At 40.9% G+C, this 22,098-nt stretch carries 20 protein-coding genes and 1 pseudogene; 9 read left to right on the plus strand and 12 right to left on the minus strand.

The window, feature by feature from the left end:
- Positions 1–606: 606 nt before the first annotated feature.
- A complete protein-coding gene (gene recG / locus ACE1AQ_RS16440) occupies positions 607–3,075 on the minus strand; it encodes an ATP-dependent DNA helicase RecG (RefSeq protein ID WP_008203765.1) in 2,469 nt (822 codons plus the stop codon).
- 67 nt (positions 3,076–3,142) lie between these two features.
- Positions 3,143–4,036 carry a hypothetical protein gene (locus tag ACE1AQ_RS16445; RefSeq protein WP_008203766.1) on the minus strand — a complete coding sequence of 298 codons (894 nt, stop codon included), beginning with the start codon at positions 4,034–4,036 and terminating at the stop codon, positions 3,143–3,145.
- A 230-nt stretch (positions 4,037–4,266) separates the two neighbouring features.
- Between ACE1AQ_RS16445 and hypE the strand changes: the two genes are divergently transcribed.
- The 5 genes and pseudogenes from hypE (at position 4,267) to ACE1AQ_RS16470 (ending at position 7,446) form a co-directional block, all read left to right on the plus strand.
- Complete coding sequence (gene hypE / locus ACE1AQ_RS16450) at positions 4,267–5,337, plus strand: hydrogenase expression/formation protein HypE (protein WP_106909411.1); 1,071 nt, start codon at positions 4,267–4,269, stop codon at positions 5,335–5,337.
- 328 nt (positions 5,338–5,665) lie between these two features.
- Entirely contained in the window at positions 5,666–6,010 is a 345-nt protein-coding gene (locus tag ACE1AQ_RS16455; RefSeq protein ID WP_002732104.1) for a hydrogenase maturation nickel metallochaperone HypA, read from the plus strand.
- Positions 6,001–6,813, plus strand: coding sequence for a hydrogenase nickel incorporation protein HypB (hypB, locus tag ACE1AQ_RS16460; protein ID WP_002796462.1), 813 nt, complete (start codon positions 6,001–6,003; stop codon positions 6,811–6,813). Before ACE1AQ_RS16455 ends, hypB begins: the two co-directional genes overlap by 10 nt.
- Positions 6,814–6,859: 46 nt before the next feature.
- Positions 6,860–7,207 (plus strand): annotated as a pseudogene (locus ACE1AQ_RS16465) (type II toxin-antitoxin system HigA family antitoxin).
- Positions 7,208–7,317: 110 nt separating this feature from the next.
- Positions 7,318–7,446, plus strand: a complete 129-nt coding sequence (locus ACE1AQ_RS16470) for a DNA adenine methylase (RefSeq protein ID WP_232306212.1) — start codon at positions 7,318–7,320, stop codon at positions 7,444–7,446.
- Positions 7,447–7,543: 97 nt separating this feature from the next.
- Here the strand turns inward: ACE1AQ_RS16470 and ACE1AQ_RS16475 are convergent, their stop codons facing one another.
- On the minus strand, positions 7,544–9,631 hold the full coding sequence (locus tag ACE1AQ_RS16475) for a recombinase family protein (protein WP_110545024.1): 2,088 nt from the start codon (positions 9,629–9,631) through the stop codon (positions 7,544–7,546).
- A 77-nt stretch (positions 9,632–9,708) separates the two neighbouring features.
- Here ACE1AQ_RS16475 and ACE1AQ_RS16480 point away from each other — a divergent pair, with 77 nt between their 5' ends.
- On the plus strand, positions 9,709–11,046 hold the full coding sequence (locus ACE1AQ_RS16480) for a proton extrusion protein PcxA (protein WP_106909412.1): 1,338 nt from the start codon (positions 9,709–9,711) through the stop codon (positions 11,044–11,046).
- Positions 11,047–11,081: 35 nt separating this feature from the next.
- Here the strand turns inward: ACE1AQ_RS16480 and ACE1AQ_RS16485 are convergent, their stop codons facing one another.
- Entirely contained in the window at positions 11,082–11,876 is a 795-nt protein-coding gene (locus tag ACE1AQ_RS16485; RefSeq protein WP_008203779.1) for an Rpn family recombination-promoting nuclease/putative transposase, read from the minus strand.
- Positions 11,877–11,912: 36 nt separating this feature from the next.
- Positions 11,913–13,220 carry a hemolysin family protein gene (locus ACE1AQ_RS16490; protein ID WP_110545026.1) on the minus strand — a complete coding sequence of 436 codons (1,308 nt, stop codon included), beginning with the start codon at positions 13,218–13,220 and terminating at the stop codon, positions 11,913–11,915.
- 269 nt (positions 13,221–13,489) lie between these two features.
- Here ACE1AQ_RS16490 and ACE1AQ_RS16495 point away from each other — a divergent pair, with 269 nt between their 5' ends.
- Positions 13,490–14,974, plus strand: coding sequence for a glycosyl hydrolase family 57 (locus ACE1AQ_RS16495; RefSeq protein ID WP_039900272.1), 1,485 nt, complete (start codon positions 13,490–13,492; stop codon positions 14,972–14,974).
- 372 nt (positions 14,975–15,346) lie between these two features.
- On the opposite strand, the gene ACE1AQ_RS16500 is transcribed toward ACE1AQ_RS16495, so the two are convergent.
- The 7 genes from ACE1AQ_RS16500 to ACE1AQ_RS16530 all read right to left on the minus strand — a co-directional run bounded on the left by ACE1AQ_RS16500 (position 15,347) and on the right by ACE1AQ_RS16530 (position 20,752).
- Entirely contained in the window at positions 15,347–15,733 is a 387-nt protein-coding gene (locus ACE1AQ_RS16500) for a type II toxin-antitoxin system VapC family toxin (RefSeq protein WP_374808817.1), read from the minus strand.
- Positions 15,730–15,993 (minus strand): type II toxin-antitoxin system Phd/YefM family antitoxin, encoded by a 264-nt coding sequence (locus ACE1AQ_RS16505; protein ID WP_374808819.1) that lies wholly within the window; start codon positions 15,991–15,993, stop codon positions 15,730–15,732. The genes ACE1AQ_RS16500 and ACE1AQ_RS16505 overlap by 4 nt, the downstream gene beginning before the upstream one ends.
- A 25-nt stretch (positions 15,994–16,018) precedes the next feature.
- Positions 16,019–16,174: a PIN domain-containing protein gene (locus tag ACE1AQ_RS16510; protein WP_002796476.1), complete on the minus strand. Its 156-nt coding sequence runs from the start codon at positions 16,172–16,174 to the stop codon at positions 16,019–16,021.
- Between the two features lies 1 nt (position 16,175).
- Positions 16,176–16,424: a hypothetical protein gene (locus ACE1AQ_RS16515; RefSeq protein WP_288034106.1), complete on the minus strand. Its 249-nt coding sequence runs from the start codon at positions 16,422–16,424 to the stop codon at positions 16,176–16,178.
- 111 nt (positions 16,425–16,535) lie between these two features.
- Complete coding sequence (locus ACE1AQ_RS16520) at positions 16,536–18,152, minus strand: tetratricopeptide repeat protein (protein ID WP_374808821.1); 1,617 nt, start codon at positions 18,150–18,152, stop codon at positions 16,536–16,538.
- 95 nt (positions 18,153–18,247) lie between these two features.
- Entirely contained in the window at positions 18,248–19,564 is a 1,317-nt protein-coding gene (locus ACE1AQ_RS16525; protein WP_374808823.1) for a P-loop NTPase fold protein, read from the minus strand.
- A gap of 192 nt (positions 19,565–19,756) precedes the next feature.
- Positions 19,757–20,752: a hypothetical protein gene (locus ACE1AQ_RS16530; RefSeq protein ID WP_110545032.1), complete on the minus strand. Its 996-nt coding sequence runs from the start codon at positions 20,750–20,752 to the stop codon at positions 19,757–19,759.
- Between the two features lie 159 nt (positions 20,753–20,911).
- On the opposite strand from ACE1AQ_RS16530, the gene ACE1AQ_RS16535 reads away from it, so the two are divergent.
- On the plus strand, positions 20,912–21,202 hold the full coding sequence (locus ACE1AQ_RS16535) for a YiaA/YiaB family inner membrane protein (RefSeq protein WP_110545034.1): 291 nt from the start codon (positions 20,912–20,914) through the stop codon (positions 21,200–21,202).
- 70 nt (positions 21,203–21,272) lie between these two features.
- Entirely contained in the window at positions 21,273–21,920 is a 648-nt protein-coding gene (locus ACE1AQ_RS16540) for a Coq4 family protein (RefSeq protein ID WP_110545036.1), read from the plus strand.
- Positions 21,921–22,098 lie beyond the last annotated feature (178 nt).

The following is a 22,098-nucleotide window of genomic DNA, read 5'->3' on the forward strand; positions in this document are numbered from 1 at the left end:
AGTTATAAGTTATCAGTTATCAGTTATCAGTTATCAGTTATCAGTTATCAGTTATCAGTTATCAGTTATCAGTTATCAGTTATCAGTTATCAGTTATCAGTTATCAGTTATCAGTTATCAGTTATCAGTTATCAGTTATCAGTTATAAGATTTGAGTTTTAAGATTTGAGTTTTAAGTTTTGAGTTTTAAGTTTTGAATGAGCAGTATGTATTAGGTGAGCCTGATCAAATGCCAGTTTGCTGCTGTCTTTTCGCTGATTACTGTTTACTGATTATACTAAATCTGCTGAGTATAGGCTACAGATCAGGAGAGGCACTCCTGCAAGCGGAGTGACTCCTAAATTATTACAGATGAGTCAGCGGCTGCGTGTAAGCATCCCACCGAAAAACTAATGCGCTCCGGGGTTTGGGGGCGGCGCCACGCCCCCAACGGGGGGTTTGGGGGGTTCTACCCCCCAAAGGCTTGGATTGAGTGATAAAATCGAAAGTAATACTAAATCCGTTGAGTATGGGCTACATATCAAGACAGGCACTCCTGCAAAACGGAGAATAAATAATCAGTTTTTAATAACTGGATTTAGTATTACTGATCACTGAACATCTAAATCAAGTTAAAATATCCGCTCCTAACATCCGTTGATATTTGGCTTCTAAAGCTTGTTTCAAATTGGGCAAAGTGATTAAATGGGGATCATCTAACATAATTTTTTCGGCGGCATCTCTTGCCAAAACTAACACCTCTTGATCCTCGACTAAACTAGCGAGGGCAAAATCTGGTAAACCCGATTGTCGTTGTCCTAAAACTTCCCCCGGACCGCGAAATCGCATATCCATTTCCGAGATAAAAAAGCCGTCTTGGGATTGTTCCAAAACCGTCAATCTTTGACGAGAATTAGCACTATTAGTGCCACTTAAAAGTAAACAATAGGATTGATGGGAACCTCTGCCTACGCGCCCCCGTAATTGATGTAATTGTGAAAGGCCAAAACGTTCGGCATTTTCAATTAACATCACCGTGGCATTGGGAACATCCACCCCCACTTCGATAACCGTAGTTGAGACAATAATTTGCAGAATATTATCGCGAAAAGCTGTTAAGATTTCCTCTTTTTCGGCGGAACTCATGCGACCATGGAGTAAACCGATATTAAAATTGGGAAAAATCTTTTCTGATAAATTTTGATATTCTTCCACTGCAGCCCTCACATCTAATTTTTCCGATTCTTCAATCAAGGGAAAAATCACATAAGCTTGTCTGCCTTGGGCAATTTCTCGGCGAATTAAATCATAGGCAGCCCTTCTTTGATTCCCATTTAAAGCGGTGGTTTGAATCGGTTGTCTGCCGGGGGGTAATTCGTCAATTTGACTCACATCTAAATCCCCATGTAGGGTTAAAGCTAAAGTACGGGGAATCGGTGTTGCTGTCATGGTTAAAACGTGGGGAGACTCTCCTTTGCTTAATAATCTTGCCCTTTGTTGTACCCCAAAGCGATGCTGTTCATCAATAACAACTAAACCTAATTTGCGGAAATTAACTGCATCTTGAATTAGGGCATGAGTTCCCACTAAAAGTGGTAATTCTCCTGTCTCTAATTGGGCGTGAATTTCTCGCCGTTTAGCGGTTTTTGTGGAACCAGTTAATAATTCTACGGGTAAATGTAAGAGATTAAACCAGCTAACTAACTTACGATAATGTTGTTCCGCTAAAACTTCCGTGGGAGCCATTAATGCCGCTTGATAACCGGATTGTAGGGCCGCTAAAATAGCATAAACTCCGACAATTGTTTTGCCAGAACCCACATCCCCCTGCACCAGACGATTCATCGGGGTGCTAGAATCTAAGTCCTCTAAAATTTCCTCAATAACTCGTTTTTGAGCATTGGTTAATTGAAAGGGAATTATCTGATTAAATTGATCGATTAATTGACCCCTAGCACTAAAAACGGCACTTTTCTGTGTCTGACGATACTGTTGCCGCCGCCGCAGAAAACCCAATTGTAAAAAGAAGAATTCATCAAAGACTAATCGCCGTCGCGCTTGACTGAGGCTCTCGGAATTATTGGGAAAATGAATGTTAGTAATTGCTGTTTTTAAATCGATTAATCCGTATTGTTTTCTTAGACCGAAAGGTAGGGGGTCTTTTATCGCCTCTACTGCCCCAAAAGCGGCGACTACAGCCTTCCTAATTAGGTCGGCTGGTACTCCATCGGTGAGGGGATAAACCGGCAGAATACGCCCGATTTTTAAGGACTCAATACTTGCCCCAGAACTGTCCAATAATTCAAATTCAGGATTTTCTAAAGTTAACCCATATTTTCCCGCTTTGACTAAACCACTAACCGCCACCACCGAACCGACGGGATAGAGTTTTTTTTGTCCTTCCTGCCAAGCACGATTAGTATAGCGAGTTCCCGCATAAAAACGGTTTAATTTTATCTGTCCAGTGCGATCCTGTAAGAGCAATTCAAAGATAGCTAACTTGGTATTTTTGGGGCTAGTAAAACAATTAGAGCGCTTGACATTCCCCACTAAAGTTACCGTTTCCCCCTCGGTTAAATTAGCGATATTGACTTGACGACTGTAATCCACATGATCCCGGGGATAATAATATAATAAATCTTCAACTTTGTGGAGGTTTAATCTTTCTAAAAGACTGGCTTTTCTCTCTCCCACTTCCGCTAGATATTTCAAGGGTTGTTCGAGGGTAACTTGCCGTGGAGAATTAGCCTTTGCCGTGATGGGAGTGGTATTAATAATTTTTGCCGCAGCTGGTTCTTTTGGGGTAGGGGTTGCTTCTAAAGTTTGCCGTAATTGTTGCAAAAAATTGCGAGTTTCGACGACTAATTGTTGTCTTTGTTTGGGATTAAATTGGGAATATTGGGCAAATTTTTGGGCTAATTCTCGCCAGCGATTTCTCTCACTGGTGGCAATTCCCACGGGAGGATTATCCCCGAAACTAAGACACAAAAACTCGCTAAAACGGTATTGATTTCCCTGAAGATCTGGATAACCTTTTTCCGCTTCCACAGATAAGGCTTTTTGTAATCTCACCCAGTCGGGTATTTCCCCTTTCATAATTGCCTCTTGACTCCAAATTTCCTAGTATTATGTTTCCCTAATACCTCTGTTTAATTATAACTGATTAATCATACCAACTACTGCGCCACGCCGCTTCCGCTTGAGCGATAGTATATTCTTTGCGAATACGATGATATTGTTCTCCTAGACGATTTAATTGTTCCCAAAGGGAGCGAATTTGATTTCTTTCGACACTTAAGCGAGCATCAGCAAATTCCAGTTCAGCCATTCGTAGATGAATTGCCGTTACTTTAGTAACTTTGCCGCTTGAAAAATCCTGATCATCCCCATCATTTTCATCTTCATCTTTTTCCTCCTCTGGTTCAGGGTTTTTAGCTTCCACTAGAATGTTTAACATATTATTTCCTCCCCCTAGAGACTGTCTTTCTTCTCCCGCTTCAATTGCCATATCGATAATTTGACTGGGTAGATGAGGGGGAAGAATATAAGCTTTTTGTAGTTGCTGATTAATTTGTTTAGAGAGATGATTGAGAATCTCGATACAGTTTTTTTCCAGCACTCGACAACAATGGAGTAAAATATCGGGGTTATTAATCTCTCCAGTTGCGGCTAGATTTTCCGGTTTGTTTAGAAAAAGTTTCAAGAAATCTGGGGTGTTAACTGTCTCTGCTGGACTTTTTGGCAATCCTACCCCTGAAAATGCCCCTCGATCGAAGCTCCGCTCACCCAATTGCTGTAAACTGGCTTTAGCCTCTTGTCCTAGAGTTTTGATCTCCTCTTGCAGTTTCTGACGATTGCTGTGGGAGAGAGCCAGAAATTCCCCCCCATAGTAACGGGTACAGATATAATACACTGCCCCGATCTCCTGTTTATAGAGAGATTCACCGAGTAAATCAAGATAAATTCGGTATTTTTCTCGCATTTTTTCGGCTAAATTTGCCACTTCCGTTTCTATGTTCTTTAAATCTTGTTGTAGCTTGTTCAGTCTTCCAGTCATAGAGATTTTACCGAGGGAGAAGTTAGCGATCGGCGAACTCTATTATAGCGACTCACTGTCAGCTATAGCGCCCTGACCAGGGGGAGATGTTCAGACGAAAAGAAGGTAAACTGGAATCTGTGCCGCGTTGATCGTCTTTAAATTTCACTAGCGTTTCTGATCAAGATAAAGTCTAACCTAATTTGCTATCGACCAGCGACTCGCCAAAATGAAAACTTCCTACCTCACCTATGACTAGCACTCCTTCAGCTTCTTTAAGATTAAAAAAAACAAAAATTACTGACACAAATATCACTCTCTCCCATGGCAGCGGTGGCAGCGCAATGCGGGATTTAATTAATGAGATATTCGTTAATAACTTTGATAATAACCTACTGGCAACCCTTGAAGATCAAGCCCGATTTGAAATTAAAGATTTAGCTGGAATAGGCGATCGCTTGGCATTTACCACCGATTCCTATGTGGTTTCTCCCCTATTCTTTCCGGGGGGTGATATTGGCAGTTTAGCAGTCAATGGAACTGTTAATGATTTGGCTGTCGGTGGGGCAATTCCTCTCTATCTCAGTTGTAGTTTTATCCTCGAAGAAGGTTTATCTATCGACACCCTAAAAACCATCGTTACCAGCATGAAAATAGCCGCCGAAAAAGCAGCAGTAAAAATCGTCACTGGGGATACAAAAGTCGTTCCCAAGGGACAAGGAGATCAAATATTTATTAATACCTCTGGAGTGGGAGTAATTCCGGCTGGAATCAATTCCGGGGCGAATAATTTACAAGTTGGCGATCGCATTTTGCTGAACGGTTTTCTGGGGGATCACGGAGCCGCCATTCTGATTGCTAGGGGCGAATTAGACCTGCAATGCACAATCGAAAGCGATTGTCAAGCCCTGAATTCTTTAATTTCTGCAATTCTGGCCGTTTGCCCGGAAGTTAAAGCGATGCGGGATGCCACTAGAGGCGGATTAGCCACGGTTTTAAACGAATTTGCCCAAAGTTCAGGGGTGGGAATACAGGTACAGGAAACGGCGATCCCCATCCGGGAAGAAGTGCGAGGAATGTGCGAATTATTGGGCTTAGAACCGCTTTATCTGGCAAATGAGGGCAAATTAGTCCTTGTCGTGCCTCCGGAGGCGGAAAATCGCGTTTTAGCAGTGATGCGTTCCCATCCTGACGGTAAAAATGCCGCTTCTATCGGGGAAGTCGTCGCTTCTCCCCCCAATTTAGTTTACTTAAAAACCCCTTTCGGCACTAAAAGGATTCTCGATATGTTAGTCGGTGAACAATTACCGAGAATATGTTAATTAGGGTTTGCTGAAAAAGTTTGTTGTTAGGGTTAGAAGTCAGGAGTCAGTAGTCAGGAGTCAGGAGTCAGGAGTCAGGAGTCAGGAGTCAGTAGTCAGTAGTCAGGAGTCAGTAGTCAGTAGTCAGTAGTCAGTAGTCAGGAGTCAGTAGTCAGGAGAATTAAAAATGAATAATAATCAATTAAATGGTCTATTTACAGATTTTAGGCAATTTAATCCTTATTTTTGCTGTTTTGAACCCTCAAATAGTTGGGGTTTTGGGGTTTTAGTTGAAATTTCCTTGATAACTGATAACTGATAACTGATAACTGATAACTGATAACTGAAAATGCACGAACTAGGAATCACCCAAAATATTATCGAACTTGCCTTAGAACATTCCCGAGGGATGAAAGTTAAGCGCGTGGTGTTAGAGATTGGTAAACTAACGGCAATTATGCCAGAATCGATCGCTTTTTGTTTTGATACCTGTTGTCAAGGTACTAATATAGAGGGGGCAATGTTAGAGATTCTGGAAATTTCTGGTTTAGGACAGTGCCAAGATTGCGGAAATGAGCTAGAACTAGAATATCCCTACGGAATCTGCGATCGATGTGGTAGTCGCAATATAATCATTTTACAGGGACAAGAATTAAATCTCAAATCGTTGGAGACAGAATCCTTATGTGTGTAACCTGTGGTTGTTCTGATAACTCGGAAGTGACGGTAACTAATCCGCAAACGGGAACCCATGAACATATTTTAGCCGATGGTACTGTTATTAGTCATAGCCATCACGATCACGATCATGAGCATCCCCATCATCCCGCGGAAATTCACGCTCAAATTCATGGCAACATTCTCCAAGTTGAGCAAAATCTGCTGGCAAAAAATAATCTGTTAGCGGCACAAAATCGCGGTTGGTTGAAGGGGAGAAAAACTGTTGCTCTTAATCTGGTTTCTTCTCCCGGTTCGGGAAAAACTACCCTGTTAACTCGCACAATTGCCGATTTAAAAACCGCTATTCCTATCAGTGTGATTGAGGGAGATCAAGCAACTGCCAATGATGCCCAAAAAATTAGTGAAACCGGTTGTCAGGTTATCCAAATTAACACCGGAACAGGTTGTCATTTAGAAGCATCAATGGTAGAGAGAGGATTAATCGAACTCGATCCACCGATGAATTCTTTAGTCATGATCGAAAATGTCGGTAATCTAGTTTGTCCTGCTTTATTTGATTTGGGAGAAAATGCCAAAGTCGTCATTCTTTCCGTCACCGAAGGAGAAGATAAACCGATTAAATATCCCTATATGTTCCACGCTTCTCAAGTCATGATCTTGACAAAAATAGACCTACTACCCTACGTTAATTTTAACCTCGATCGCTGTTTAGATTATGCCTATCAAGTTAATCCCAATTTGAAAGTTTTTCAAGTTTCCGCTACCACAGGAGAAGGTTTAGATGCTTGGTACAGTTGGTTAAAATCGCTGGTTTAAGTTAAGCAGTAACACACCCAAAAAGTTCAGTCTAACCGAAAGAAAAATGACTCTAGCACTTGATGACAATATTTATAATCAACTGTTGACTAAATTTCAACCCAAGATTATTGAAAATGAAGAAGAATATGAGCAAGCGCGTCATCTTCTGCTTAATCTAATGAGTAAACAGGATCGACTACCAGAAGAAACCGCGATGGTTAAATTAATGGCGACAATTATTCAGGATTTTGATGTCAAACAACCTCAACCCGAACCAGCTTCACCACAGGAAGTATTATTACACTTAATGTCAGCTAACAACAGGAAACAAGCTGATTTAGTTGGTAAAATTGGTTCTAAGGGTGTGGTTTCAGAAATTGTTAATGGCAAGCGATAGATTAGTAAAGCTTAAGGTAAAATTTTAGGATAGATTTTCAATGTTTCCCCCAGTGTATTCATTTAAGTTGATATTAACTGCCAATGAAAACAATCGTCATTGTTCCACCGATTAAATGTTAAGGTATGAAAACTAAACTGGTATCATCGATCAAAAGTTTTGCTGATTCGCTAAACTTTTATCGCTGGATAGAACCCTTTTGTGGTCTGGGGTTGGTAGCTTTTAATTTACAACCCAAAAAGGCCTTATATTAAATATAGTTATTAAAAACTGATTATTTATTTCCCCTTTTGCCTCTTGCCTATTGCCTGAGTGCCTATCCTAACCAAAAAGTTAATTTTGTTCTAGTACCTAATCATATTCTTTTGCCGCTTGTACTAAGGATAAAAGTTGTCCGGTTTGATCGGTTCCCGATACTCCTAAATCACTGTGACAGAGTATAACTTTTTCGCTTACCCTTGCTAATAAATCCCTTAAAACTCTCTGTAAACGGGACTGATTTTCCTCTAATTCTGCTTCTGTTGTCCAGCGTTGATAGGGACTTTCTCGCCAAAAAATTGGCGCAGCAAAAAGAGTAGCAGCACCTCCTTGTTCCCAGAGTGGAGAGGAACAATCTAGCCAAAAATGCCAACGATGACTAGAACGAAAAGAACGATATTGAAAGATATTGCCTAGGGTAACTGCCGAGGAAGATTTAATAAATTGTCGCACAGGATAGGGATTAGCGGTAATTGTACCACGGCGCAAAAGTTGGATAAACTGACTAATAGTGTCGCTGGGACTTTGAAAAGAGGGTTCACTCTCACGCAAACGGCGATCAATCTCCCAAAAATGTTGGGCAGTTTCCATTAATTCTCGCAAAGCTGCCAAGTGATCGAAGGGCAAATTTTCCCCATCGTTTAATAATTGTTCGATCGCTTGATTTAAGACAAAAATCGGGAAAAGTTTCGCTTGCTGCTGCCGTTTTTTCATCCCTTCGATCCAGTGACAAATTCTTTCGTAGGCAGTACAAGCTTTTTGTCCTAAGCGATCCCAACGGGGAAAAGTTTCGCTCACTAATAAACGGGGATTTTCCGGATGCACTTGATAACAATAATCGGCAATTAATCCAGCGCGGACCGGATCGATATCGGGAATTAACTCTTCTTCATCCCAGCGATAACGGCTGAAAATCACCAGCATTTCCGCTAGGGCCTCTTGGGGGGCTAAACGCCCCAAATTTGGGTAAACAAGGGCGAGAAGGGTCAATAATGCTCGAATCAGAGGACAACTGATCAGGGGTCGTTGTTCGTTGAGGGGTTGAACGGCTATCCCTGCACCGGTTAAAATTTCCATCAGGCTATAACGGGCGATTTCGTCTAAACCGGGGGCAATAACGGCGATTTCTTCGGCTTTTACTGCTCCTTGCTTGACTGCTTGAATAATAGCTGTGGCTGTCTTCCGTAACAATTCAGCGCGAGAGGTGGTTTGCAGGGAGATGAATTGATCGGGAAGATTGCCAAGATAGTTACCGTCGCTGACTAAGGAGAGAATCGTCTCGCTAAACTGAGCAGCTAACCCCTTAGTGGTAGATAATGGCATAATTTGACAGCGTGTTGCTAATTTTTGTAGATAATCGGGATCGGCAGTTAATCCTAAGCGGATTTTTCCCTGGGGATTGTAGGTAAAAACGCTAAAACAATCATGATCGAGGAAAAAACTGAGTAAATCCTTGGCAATAGCCGGATAATCGTCCACATCGTCCGCAAAAACTGCCCGGAAGCGTTTTAATAGTTGCTGTTGATAACGACTATCAGGGAATAAATAGCGCCAATAGAGTTCGTAGATGATACCATAACTTAATAAACCACGTTCTAGAGACCAATCACGCCATTGAATGATTAATTCTCCCACTTTTTCTGGTGTTTCCTGCTCATTAATCGCTAAAACTCGTTTTAAATCTGTTTCTGATAATCCCTCGGCTAATCTTTCCGGTATCTTTTCTGCGGGAACACCACTAGCGCCGGCTAATTGTAACAGATCGAGAACTTGACGGACGAAACGATATTCATTTATGCTAGTAAGCTGGAAGAATTTAGCGATCGCTGGTTGCCAGAGACGGGTGGCGAGTTCCTGCTCCGTTTCTGGGCGTAATCGGCGGGGAAATTGCGCTTTTAGCCCCAAAAACTCGAAAATTAACGGCCAAAACAGGATGACTTCATCGGTGAGAAAACCTAAAGGGGTTTTGCAGAGAATCGGATAGCTACCCTTAACGGCAACGGCTAATTGATCGGCTAATTCCCGTTTATTATCATCGTTGGCAGCGAAAACTAAGATCGATCGGGGAAGGGGGGATGATTTTGAGCGCTCGCGAGACACCCAGCGCCGAAATTCCCCGACTAAAGCGGTGGTTTTTCCTGATCTCGTGCCACCTTCGATCCAAATTGGTATGATTGACATCGTTTTTTCTCGATTGTATTTGTTAAGATGACTGATCGGTACTCTAGCTTTTTTCCTTGTGGAAGTAATTGTTTTCTATGAATCTTAATCGGATTTTGCAAGGTGTTAATCAATGGTTATTACAAACTCCTGAACGTTCTTTAGATGAGGCGTATCATGCAGCTTTGAAGATTAAGGAGATAGAAGACAAGCATTTTCAAGGGCGAAAAGTGGCCAATGGGTTCTCGAATTATGGCACTACCACTAATTCCTATTTTATCGCAGAAGTTAAAGGTTATCTGCAAAAAATTAAAGTCAGATTGACTGAGTTTAAAGCTAGTCGCTCGATCGTTAATACTTTCGGACCCAATCAACCGACAATTAATAATGGGGTGATTACTGTCACCACAGATGTTTGTCTGAAAAAACTTCAGTTTATCGATAGTGTTATCGGAAAATATCAAGGTAATTATTGGCAAGAAGATCTTGAAGATGTCCCCAAAAGTCTCCAGAACCGAAATTTTGAGCAGGAAACAGACAAAAATAAGACTTCCAGAAATCGCTCTTTTTTAGCGGCCGGTAGTCCTGAAGAGGAGGAAATAATCAAAAGTAATAAATCCCAAAAAGCTACGGAAAAACCAGGGGTTTTACCCCGTTCTTTTGTCAATACTTTTAATCGCATTAAACAGGAAATCGATCCGCAAGCGGAGGAATCCGAGGAGGCAGTTTTAAAGAAATTTCGCAATTCTCGTTATAAAACAGCCATTTCTCTCAAGTTTATTTTACTGTTAATTATTGTTCCTTTATTAACCCAACAATTAACCAAAACTTTCCTGATTACCCCCTTGGTTAATAAATATTTCCAACGGCATGAACAGTTTATTTTTATCAATCAAGATTTAGAAGAAGAAGCTTTTTCGGAATTGAGAAGATTTGAAGAAGCTTTACATTTTCGAGGTATGATTGGTTTAGCACCCAAATTATCTAACGAAGAAATCGAGGGAGAAATTACTAAAAAAGCGGCGGTACTAAGTGAAGAATTTCGCCAACGAGGTTTAAATGCGATCGCTAATATTTTCGCCGATATTTGTTCCCTGATTGCCTTTGGTTTTGTTATCGCTTTTAGTCGTCGGGAAATCGAGATTGTCAAGTCTTTTCTTGATGGCATTCTCTACAATCTTAGCGATTCAGCTAAGGCTTTTTTAATTATTCTCTTTACCGATATATTTGTCGGTTTCCACTCTCCCCACGGTTGGGAAGTGATCCTAGAAGGTTTAAGTCGTCATTTCGGTTTGCCGGAAAATCGCGAGTTTAATTTTCTCTTTATCGCCACTTTTCCCGTTATCTTGGATACAGTCTTAAAATATTGGATTTTCCGTTATCTCAATCGCATTTCTCCCTCGGCAGTGGCTACCTATCGTAATATGAATGAATAGGGTAAAATCAGGGAGAAACTTGATAATTTATCCTTCTAATTTGGGGGGGATAATTTGGCTGCCGTCTCTTGTACTTTGGTAGATTCTAATTGCAAAGCAGTGGCAATCTGTTCTATACTTAAACCTAAAGCTAGTAAACCAGCGATCGCTTCAGTTTTAGCTTCTTCACGACCTTCTTCTTTAGCTTCTTGATAAAGTCGAGTCTGTCTGAGATCATCTAATCCGAACATAGCTTCTAACTCCGTGCGACTAAGATTAGTAAATTTATAGGCTAAGGTTCTTTCAATTAATTCTATAACTTTTTGCTGGAAAACTAGATCATCAATTTGAGCGATCGCTTTTTCTAAAAGTGGTTTTCCTCGTTGCTGTGCTAATTGGGGTGTAGCGACGATTAACTGAATAATTCCTAAACCCAGAGACAAATCTGGACTATCGATTAATTCATCTAAATAAATACGTCTGATCTGTCCCGTTATCTCAAATCCCCGCAGTTGATAGGGAAAATTATGATCGAGATCCCTGGAGGCAAATAAAGCTACAGCCATCCAATCCTGAACGGGTTTATACTGATTGAGATAGATGACAATTTCTGTTAAAAACCGCCAATAAAAATCACTTTTATCCTGAAATTGCACTTCAACAAAGTAAATAATTAGTTCCGGTGCTGCTGTGGTCGGTAAAAAAATACCGTCAAAACGACGAGCTAATTCTTTGATTTCTCGGGAGGAGAATTGATAATTTTCAGCTTTCTGGGTTGATTCTCCCAGTAATTCAAAAATTAAACCAGGAAAAGTTTGCAAGAGTTGATAAAAAATTGTATCGGTCTTCACAAGCTTAAAATAATCTAGATATTTACTAACAATTACTTACAAATCATCCAACAAGAGCGTAACTAACACCTTATCGACGCGATTACCGTCCATATCCACCACTTCCAAACGCAACCTTTGCCATTCAAAATGATCGGCAGCCCCCGGAATCCTGCCAAGATGGGTAATAATAAAACCCCCTAAAGTGTGATAATTGCCCTGTTTTTCCCCGGGTAATTCACTGATTTCAAATAATTCTTTAAAATCTTCGATCGCCACTGTGCCATCGATCAACCAAGAACCATCTTCCCGCTGCACGATCTGAGCATCTTCAATATTATCTAATTGGGGTAAATCGCCGACAATTGCCTCTAAAATATCCTGACGCGTCACCAATCCTTGAATCACCCCGTACTCATCCACTACCAAGGCAATATGATGACCACTTTGCTGCACCAATTCTAAAACCTTTAAACCCCTAGTGCTTTCCGGCACAAAAAGCGGCTGCTGTAAATCCTTCGTTAGGTCGAAACTTTCACCGGTTAAACAATCCGCTAATAAGTCTGTGACTTCAATTACCCCCAAAACCTCATCTAAACTGCCCTGACACACGGGAAAACGGGTATGATTGCTCTCAATTAGCTTCTGGCGGTTAATTTCGGCACTATCTTCCAAATCTAGCCAAACAACATCCGGACGCGTGGTCATAATCTGACTGACTCGGCGATCGCTCAATCCTAACACCCTTTCCACCATATCCTGTTCTGCTTCCTCAAAGGTTCCCGCTTCGGTTCCCTGTTTAAGCATAATTTTCAATTCTTCCTCCGTAATTGGGGAATCATTATTATTACCGCTAATCCCCAACAAACCGAGAATCAGATTAGTCGATTGACTCAAAAGATGGACAACAGGCGAAACAATTTTCGATAAGCGATCGAGAGGACCTGCAACAAGGATAGCGATTTTTTCGGGATTACTTAAACCTAAACGTTTCGGCACTAATTCCCCCACCACCAGGGATAGATAGGTAATAATTAACACCACTAATCCTAATCCCAAAGCTTGATTGTAGGGGGCTAAAACAGGAACTTGCGCTAATAATTTCGCCACACTTGCCGACAAATTCGCTCCTCCGTAGGCCCCGGCAAAGATTCCCACGAGGGTAATGCCAATCTGCACCGTCGATAAAATTTGATTGGGATCATTGGCCAATTTTAAGGCCACCGCCGCCCGTCGATCATCTCTGGCTAATTGTTCCAAACGGATTTTGCGGGCCGAGACAATGGCAATTTCCGAGAGAGCAAAGACTCCATTGAGGAGGATGAGGAAGAAGATAACAAGAATTTCGGTAGTCGCCGAGAACATGGTTAGAATTTACAGGTAAAAGGGCGGATAGTTGTTTGGATCATAGTGCGAGGATCGGTTAAGTTCAGTAAAGAATCATCTTGATTTTTAACGAGTTACGAAGGCTTGTGTCGGGAGGGGGGGTACTCCCAGTATAAATGGGATAGGATAAAGTTCGCGCTCTTAGCTCAGTTAGCAGTGAACAGTCAAGAGTGACCTGTTGCCAGTAAAAAAAAGTTGTCCCTGGGAGAGTGGGGACAAACTATCTCAATCTATTCGCCTGAAAAATTATGATCGCTACACCCGTATCATCGAAATCGAACGCTATGACGGAAATCCGCCCCGGACTACCGACTATTTGCGGTTGGGAACAGGAAATCGCGGCGATTGTCAATCACGATGATCCGATCTTTTTACCGACGACAAATCTCAAATTAGACAATATTGAGGCTGGTTTTGCCTGTGCCTTGCATATGCACCAACCCACCATCCCCGCGGGTGTTAACGGTGAATTAATCTGCAATCTCCAGTATATGTTCGAGCATCAAGGGGATGGTGATAACCATAATGCCAGCGTTTTTGCCTGGTGTTACAGTCGCATGGGCGATTTTATCCCGGAATTGGTGGCGGAAGGCTGTAATCCCCGGATTATGCTCGATTATTCCGGCAATCTCCTCTGGGGTTTGGTACAGATGGGACGGCAGGATATCCTCGATAAACTCAAATTAATCACCTGTAACAGTCAATATCAACCCTATGTGGAATGGTTGGGGACGATGTGGAGTCATGCGGTAGCCCCTTCCACACCGATTCCTGATCTAAAATTACAGATGCAAGCATGGCAAACCTATTTTGCCTCGATTTTTGGCCCGGATGCTCTGAAACGAGTCAAAGGGTTCTCTCCCCCGGAAATGCACCTTCCTAACCATCCTGATACCCTCTACGAGTATATTAAAGCTCTGAAAGAATGCGGCTATCGTTGGTTATTGGTACAGGAACACTCGGTGGAAAATCTCGACGGTTCGGGATTGAGTCAGGAACAAAAATATATTCCTAATCGCCTGGTGGCCCGTAATTCTCGCGGTGAAGTGATTGCGATTACTGCTTTGATTAAAACCCAGGGTTCCGACACCAAATTGGTCGCCCAAATGCAACCCTACCACGAGGCCAAATCCCACGGTAAACAGCAAATCGGCGGCCTTTGGGTTCCTTCCCTTGGTTCCCAGATTGCCGACGGTGAAAATGGTGGCGTGATGATGAATGAATTTCCTCGCGATTTTCCCACTCCTTGGCGGGAAATGCGGGGAGGTTCCAGTGTGGCAGGATTTAACGGCACGGAATATCTGGAGTTAATCGAGGCCGCTGGTGTTAATCCCCAAGATTATCCGCCAATTCAAGCCGTACACCAGCATAAAATCTGGCAGCGAGTTAATCCCGATGCCGCTACCCCGGAAGCAGTGGAACAGGCGATCGCTGAGTTAAAACAGACCGACCACCGTTTTAGCATGGATGGGGCATCTTGGACAAATGATCTCAGTTGGGTGCGCGGTTACGAAAATGTCCTGGAACCGATGAACCAATTAAGCGCTCAATTCCACGAGAAATATGATCCTTTGGTACAGGCGGATTCTAGCTTCACCCGACGACCGGATTATCTGGAGGCACTGCTTTATAATTTGCTCCTGCAAACCAGTTGTTTTCGTTATTGGGGCCAGGGTACTTGGACCGATTATGCCCGCACTTTGTACGAAAGAGGCGCGGCCTTAACCCGCTAAGATGGTAAGGTATCTAGGGTGCAGATTCTGCGCCCTAGTAATACAAAAATATTACTAGGTGATGTTCCCCGATAACGACCGCTACCGGCATTGATCTCAAAAAGCTAGAAGATTTAATTAGGGTTAGCTGAATATAACTGGAAGCATTACTAGACAATGGTTTTGCGCTTTTTTAGCCAAAAAAGTCCCAGAAACAGACGTTATGCCACCATGAGAGGAAAAAAGGTAAGCTGTTCGTAATTTAAATTGCTTGTTGAGACGAGGCAAAAGGCAACAGTAAAGGGATTGGGGGAGGTTCGGCTAATTTAAAAATAAGCGGTTTAAATGCGTCTTAGCTTATCTCTTCTCGAATCTCGAAGATATTGAAACTATCTACCAATCTATCTGAACAGGATATTTTGCTAATATTGAATCATGGCTAATCAGTCTAGCATTTTCAAGATTAGCTTGAGCAACTAACAAGCGGTCAAATGGATCTTTATGGATGTTAGGTAAAGTATTTAAAGCTAAAACATGGCTGACTGTAATTGAGAAAAGGCCAATTTGGTTAGTTTCCTGCTGAGTATTAATCATTTCTGCTAAAGGTATCTTGAGTGATAGTTTACCTAGTTGTAGCTTGATTTGCATTTCCCAAATACTTGTAATACTAAGTAATAGCGTATTACTAGGGTCTCTACACAGTTCTAAAGCTCTTTGAGAGAGTTTTTCTGGTTCGCTATCCCACCAAATAAATGTATGGGTATCTAAAAGAAATTTCATGATTCACCTGTCCAAAATTCTTCAGGAAGTGGCTCATCAAAATCTTCGCTAGTCCAAATTGTTCCAGCGTGTAGTCCTGGTTGTCGTAACTTAGGAGAAGGAGTTTCAGACGTTGTTTTTTCAGTATCTCCCCAAGGAATTAGACGAGCTACAGGCTTGTTTCCTTCGGTTATAATAATTTCAGTATCTACCTTTATTAAGGCAAGTAGTTCTTGTAAAGTTAACTGTACTTGATTGAGATCAATAGTTTTGTTTGACATGAATAATTTTCTCTCTTTATTTACTTCACAAAATAAAACAGGATTCAGTGATAACTGCCTCACAAGTTAATAAAGGTTTGGCAACTTTTTCCCATTGCTGAATTGACCAATTGTGATAATTATCACTCCGGTCGAGAACGGCGACTAAGACCCCCGTATCTAGAATTACTCTTTTAAGCATATTAGACTAGATGCTTCTTTTTAAATTCCTTCTTTTTTAGGGATAAATCTCCTTTACCACTGTCTAAACACCCCACTAAGTCTCCGGCTGATTCTAAAGCAGAAATTTCTCTTTCTCCCTCATGAATTGCTGTCTTATCTGCTTTAAGTTGCAAAAATTCAATAAACTCTATTACTTGTTGTTGTTGTTGTGGGTTGAGGGTTTGCAGTTTTTCTAAAATGGTTTGTTGGTGGGTGTTTGCCAGTGTCATAGCACTTGTTCTCCTGATTAGGATCGAAAGTTGTGACTTAAGAGTTATTATACCCTAATTCTGATGATAGGATTGCTTTCGACATAGATAGTTATCTCTTTTGTTATTTACTTAACTTAGCAATGATTGAAACCGCTCATCTCCCCGAATCTGCTCAAAATCTTTATCCGTTTTCGCCATATCCTGATATTCGACATCAAGATTGATGGCGCGTTGTAAGTTTTCGATAGCTAATTCCACATTGTTTTGTAAGCCATAACAGCAAGCTTTATTGTAGTAAGCATCAGGATCATTTGAATTAATTTTAATAGCTTGATCGAAGGATGCGATCGCTTGTTCAAATCTGCCTAAATTACCTAACGCATTCCCTCGGTTGTACCAAGCTTTATGGAAATCGGGTTTAAATTCTAAAGCTCGATCGTAGGATGCGATCGCTTCTTCTAATCTGCCTAAATTCCTTAACGCAATCCCTCGGTTGTTCCAAGCTTCATGGTAATCGGGTTTAAATTCTAAAGCTTGATCGAAGGATGCGATCGCTTCTTCCAATCTGCCTAAATCATCTAACGCATTCCCTCGGTTGTACCAAGCTTGATGGTAATCGGGTTTAAATTCTAAAGCTCGATCGTAGGATGCGATCGCTTGTTCAAATCTGCCTAAATCAGCTAACGCAACCCCTCGGTTAGTCCAAGCTTCATGCTTATCGGGTTTAAATTCTAAAGCTCGATCGTAGGATGCGATCGCTTGTTCAAATCTGCCTAAATCAGCTAACACAATCCCTCGGTTGTTCCAAGCTTCATGGTAATCGGGTTTAAATTCTAAAGCTCGATCCCAGGATGCGATCGCTTGTTCAAATCTGCCTAAATTATATAACGCAATCCCTCGGTTGTTCCAAGCATCATGGTAATCGGGTTTAATTTCTAAAGCTCGATCATAGGATGCGATCGCTTGTTCGTATTCTTTTCCCATTGCATGAATTAGGCCTTTTTCATGCCACAATTCAGATGCTCGAACAGGATCGAGAGATGGGGAATCGCTTAAATAGGCTTTAATTTCGGCTAACTTTTCCTGTCGTTGTTGGGGAGTAAATTGCTGATAGGTATCGAGATCGCCGTCTAAATAAACCAGTCTTCTAATTTCTCTTTCCAATATGTCCTTATCCGTCGGAAATTCATAAACTCCCGAATACCAATCAAAAAAATCCGACGCACGACGAATAAAATACCGCAAGGCAAATTCCGGCAATAGGAATACTAAAGTAAAGGGAAATTGCCGCTCAAATCGCTCACGGGATAGGTTTAAATAGCCTAAAATCTTAGGAACTCCGGCCCAGGTTCCCCCATAAACCGGAATTTGACTCGATAAGAAATAGCCTTCACTTTCCGCTTCTTCGTAGCGCAGTAGTGCATTTTCTAAACCGCGCACGAAAAGAATGTTTAGATTGGTATGATTTGGTAGATCGACAATTTTCTCATACAAATTATCGGTTTCTGAATCAAGCTGCAGGACTTGAATATTTTTATTAGGTAAATCTTGACTGATTCCCCGAATAATCTCATCAGCTTGCACGGGAGAACAGCGAACAAAGAGTAAATTAAAGCCATTTTTTCGTCTCAGCGATCGCAGTAATGCTTGATAGGATTCTGCTGCTGTTAGGGGTTGCTCTTCTAGCAATCCTTCAAAATCCGATTCCTGAGAGTTAGTTAAGGGTTTTACTTTTTGGTTTGTCATTATTATATATAGCTGTATTCAGATTTATGAGGTACACTAATTTTCTCACCTGTTCCCTGTTTCCCGCTCCCCATTCATCATTTATAATTCATCATTCATAATTCATCATTAAACTCCTTAATTTTGGTAATTAAAGGATGCACATCATACCAACTTTTTAACTCTGCATCTGCATCAAAATAAGCATATTGTAAAATACAACGATTGAATAATAATTTACGATGAGCTTCATCATTTTGAATTTCGTTGGTACGATATACCTTAGCCAGAATTTTCCACTGCTCGTGTTCTACTGTTCTCTGATAGACATCTCTAGCTTGAGTTATTGCTCTTTGAGCAGCTTTTGCGGTAATAGGTAAAGCATCCACATGATCTAAAGCGGTTTGCATTAATAAAATTAGGTTTCGTACATGACCTCCAGTCATTAAACATAATCGCTCCAGAACTTCTTGACTTTCAAAAATATCTGTTTCTAGCTTTTTCTTCGGTAAAAATTGCTGCGTTCTTTTCTCAATAATAGCCTTAATTTTTGCCATACCATCAGGATTAATAGTACGATCAAGATTGCGGATCATAATCATCGGTAAAACCATCGGGTCATTATCATAAATATCCCTTAGATCATTGGCCCGATTAGAATAGGCCATTGAAATAGGTATAGTATAAATCAAATGACAATTTAACCCCTTTAATTGATTAGCTCGATCTAAAAAAATTTCATCATGATTAGTTTTATGATCTCGCCGATATATCGGTACAATGCGATCTAAGTTATCAACAATTACCACTAATTTTGTTGAATCATCTAAGACAGTTTTGCTATTATCAATAAACTCATTTAGTGCTGTTAACAGCGTAACAGTATGAGGATTGATTTTATTTCTTATTTCTTGTCTTTGACTAGGAATTGCCCGAATCGCCGCAGATAATTTACCAAAGTATTTAATCAAGTCTCCCGTTTCTAATTTGACATCTTCCACTTTAATCTCTGTTAAAGCTAAATCAATTAAATCCTGCCAACGGGATTTTATCCAGTTTTTTAAGGGGGTTGAATTAGCCTGTTTTAGTTGTTCTAATAAATGGCGCGTACAGGCAATGAGAATATCTGTATATTGAGCATCTTCTGGATCGATATCGTCTTTATCTGCCGCAAAATAAACAACAAAACAATTTTTTTGCTCTAGATATTTTTTCAGCCGCAATAATTCCGTGGATTTCCCCCCTCCTCGATGTCCTGTGTAGAGTTGATGGGTGTAGTCTGGTGGCAGCGAACGAATAATTTTTCTGCCTAAATCTTGACAAACATCAGCATCCGCTCTCACTGCTTTTAGATCCACATAAAAGGGACTACCAGCAGGTAAAGGAACTGGTTTAAAGGCATTAGCAAGATTAGCGATCAATTGTTCAGACATAGGCGACTATAGCTTAATTGATGTCATTATTATAACAATACTTATTGACAAGATGTTATACCAAATCCGCTTTTAATATTACGACTAACTCTCGATCGAACTTCAAAAACCCAGTTATGGATTTTTTCCCCCTACTCCCCACTCCCCAATTCATAATTCATAATTCATAATTCATAATTTCCCCACTCCCGATTAAAATTGAATTGCACTCATATCTAGGGATAAAAAGCGATCGAGTCCTAAATACATCCAATAAATAGAGTTTGGGGATTCCTGAATAGTTTTTTGAAATCCCAAGGCGGCGGCTAATTTCTCATAATCGGGATGAATAATCAAAGTATGTAAATCGCAGAGATTAGGAAAATCTAAGGTCATTCTCTGGAGAGTTTTTTGGGCATCTTGCAGGAAGATTAAACGATATTTTTCTAAATAATTAGCATCAATCATCCAACTGCGAATAAATACCGAAAGACAATTTTCATCTCCCACAGATGCCATTTTAAAAGGATCCTGTTCGTTGATCGCACTTAGATGTAAACTCTTGTTAGGAGAGGTAAAAAAATTGGCTTCCGACTCGTTTGCGGTGGGATAGAGGAGATAAAAACCGACGGGATTAAGATTATCTACCCGACGCAAAACTCGCATACCTGTGGTGTAATCTTTTGACCAACCCCGCAACAGACGAGAAATGCGATGGGGAATTGCTTCAGCATTGCGATTCATCCAGTTATAATTGCGTGTCAGCAAGTTAGCCACAGGAATCGCATCACAACGGGGATTAAATTGATCTAATTGCAATTCTACAGATGATTCCGAGCTATCAGGCTCTAAAATCCCCGTAATTGACTTGATTTTAATTCTGGTTGTGTTGCCGTCAAAAATTTTTTCAATTAAACCAAGGGCCGCTAATTTATCTAACATCATACCCGCCGAGCGTTCGCTGCCCTGGTCCTGATCCTGATAAAATAAATCCGATGCTTGCCGATGAGTACAGATAATGGCAGTGGTGGGAAAAATTAACTGGGATAAAGGGGGTTTTGCCTGTGCCTCCTTGGCGATCGCATAAATCCAGAGACGCAGAAAACAAGTGGCACGCACCCGGGTTAATCCCACTCTCCCCACTAAGCGCTCGATCATTTGTTCTTGTTTTTCCCAAGAATACCAAATTTTCAGGTGTTTGATCTCCATCTTTTCGGTCCTAGATTCTGACAACGATTATACTTGATACTTCACCCCACTTCACCCCACTTCACCCCAGTTCTCAACCCTCCCCCTACTAGATAGCGCTCATTGTTGTTGCACCTCTAGAACCGACAAAATGGTTCCAGAAACATTTAGGAGACGATTATGAACGATAAAAAATACGGTACTGCTCCCAGTCACACTCAAGCGTGGATTTTTCAAACTTGGTTATCTTTTATTGTCTCTATTTCTGCCACTTCTTTAGGAGTTATTTATCTACCAGTAGATCCGTGGATTAAAGGTTATTTAGGCATGGGTTTACTATTTAGCGTCGGTTCCACCATTAATTTATCAAAAACTGTCCGCGATGTCGAAGAATCTAAACGCTTAATTAATCGCATTGACGAAGCAAAGTTAGAACGGATATTGAGTCAGTACGATCCCTATAAGGAGTAGTTTTTCCCAGTTATTGGTTATCAGTTTTTTCGATTATTTTCACTCTTTTTTCTGACTTAGGAGAGTTTATATGCTATTCACAACTAATCTAATCAGTGTGACCAAAGGAATAATTTCTCTTTTACAAAATCCCAGTAACATTCTGTCTGTATATGATATTGAAGATGGCTTAAAAGAGAGTTGGTTACAGCGATTATCTTTACAATATGTTAAAAGCGATCGAGCTACCGCCCAAATGATTGCCCAAAGATATCTAGCCGCTAGTCCCTGTTTAGAAACCCTGCTAAAACTCCCTGAAGATTCCCTGGGTTATCATTATGCTACTCACCTAATTAGTCTCAATTTTGATCCTAATTTTTATCGGTCTATTCAGGTAAATTCTGATACAGATTATCTGCTGCTTCGCCTACGGCAAACTCACGATATCTGGCATATAGTAACGGGTTTTGGTGTCGATGGCATGGGAGAATTGCAACTGAAAGCTTTTGAGTTAAGTCAAACTCGTCGCCCTCTAGCTATTGTCATACTTTTAGGGGGATTGTTGGGAGCTTTATTTTCTTCTCCATTTTCCTTACATTCTCTCTGGGAAGAGATTGTCATCGCCTATAATTTGGGCAAAAATACTCGACCTTTTTTGGCGCAAAAATGGGAACTAGCTTGGGAGAAATCCCTGCTAGTTTGGCGGCAAGAATTGGCGATTGTCTCCTCTAAAAACTAAACTAAGAGACAATACAGATAATTATCGGGCTGAAAAAATGGCTCTTCTAGGTTCTGTGTGATAAGTTTAACTTATATAGGATCGATCAATCTTTGTGTCCTTTGTGTCTTTGTGGTTCCTTCCACTCGCTCGCTAGGAAGAATGTATCTTAGAATACATTTTGCCCACCAAACCTAAG

Source organism: Microcystis sp. BLCC-F209, from assembly GCF_041928595.1.
Classification (GTDB): Bacteria; Cyanobacteriota; Cyanobacteriia; order Cyanobacteriales; family Microcystaceae; genus Microcystis.

Excerpts from the sequence above, each read along its gene's own strand:
- recG (WP_008203765.1), bottom strand. The coding sequence starts at position 3,075 with ATGAAAGGGGAAATACCCGACTGGGTGAGATTACAAAAAGCCTTATCT.
- ACE1AQ_RS16490 (WP_110545026.1), bottom strand. The coding sequence starts at position 13,220 with ATGTTCTCGGCGACTACCGAAATTCTTGTTATCTTCTTCCTCATCCTC.
- ACE1AQ_RS16530 (WP_110545032.1), bottom strand. The coding sequence starts at position 20,752 with ATGGAGATCAAACACCTGAAAATTTGGTATTCTTGGGAAAAACAAGAA.
- ACE1AQ_RS16445 (WP_008203766.1), bottom strand. The coding sequence starts at position 4,036 with ATGACTGGAAGACTGAACAAGCTACAACAAGATTTAAAGAACATAGAA.
- ACE1AQ_RS16480 (WP_106909412.1), top strand. The coding sequence starts at position 9,709 with ATGAATCTTAATCGGATTTTGCAAGGTGTTAATCAATGGTTATTACAA.
- ACE1AQ_RS16520 (WP_374808821.1), bottom strand. The coding sequence starts at position 18,152 with ATGACAAACCAAAAAGTAAAACCCTTAACTAACTCTCAGGAATCGGAT.
- ACE1AQ_RS16475 (WP_110545024.1), bottom strand. The coding sequence starts at position 9,631 with ATGTCAATCATACCAATTTGGATCGAAGGTGGCACGAGATCAGGAAAA.
- ACE1AQ_RS16540 (WP_110545036.1), top strand. The coding sequence starts at position 21,273 with ATGCTATTCACAACTAATCTAATCAGTGTGACCAAAGGAATAATTTCT.
- ACE1AQ_RS16495 (WP_039900272.1), top strand. The coding sequence starts at position 13,490 with ATGATCGCTACACCCGTATCATCGAAATCGAACGCTATGACGGAAATC.
- ACE1AQ_RS16535 (WP_110545034.1), top strand. The coding sequence starts at position 20,912 with ATGAACGATAAAAAATACGGTACTGCTCCCAGTCACACTCAAGCGTGG.
- ACE1AQ_RS16510 (WP_002796476.1), bottom strand. The coding sequence starts at position 16,174 with ATGCTTAAAAGAGTAATTCTAGATACGGGGGTCTTAGTCGCCGTTCTC.
- ACE1AQ_RS16455 (WP_002732104.1), top strand. The coding sequence starts at position 5,666 with ATGCACGAACTAGGAATCACCCAAAATATTATCGAACTTGCCTTAGAA.
- ACE1AQ_RS16525 (WP_374808823.1), bottom strand. The coding sequence starts at position 19,564 with ATGTCTGAACAATTGATCGCTAATCTTGCTAATGCCTTTAAACCAGTT.
- ACE1AQ_RS16470 (WP_232306212.1), top strand. The coding sequence starts at position 7,318 with ATGAAAACTAAACTGGTATCATCGATCAAAAGTTTTGCTGATTCGCTA.
- ACE1AQ_RS16515 (WP_288034106.1), bottom strand. The coding sequence starts at position 16,424 with ATGACACTGGCAAACACCCACCAACAAACCATTTTAGAAAAACTGCAA.
- ACE1AQ_RS16500 (WP_374808817.1), bottom strand. The coding sequence starts at position 15,733 with ATGAAATTTCTTTTAGATACCCATACATTTATTTGGTGGGATAGCGAA.
- hypB (WP_002796462.1), top strand. The coding sequence starts at position 6,001 with ATGTGTGTAACCTGTGGTTGTTCTGATAACTCGGAAGTGACGGTAACT.
- ACE1AQ_RS16505 (WP_374808819.1), bottom strand. The coding sequence starts at position 15,993 with ATGTCAAACAAAACTATTGATCTCAATCAAGTACAGTTAACTTTACAA.
- hypE (WP_106909411.1), top strand. The coding sequence starts at position 4,267 with ATGACTAGCACTCCTTCAGCTTCTTTAAGATTAAAAAAAACAAAAATT.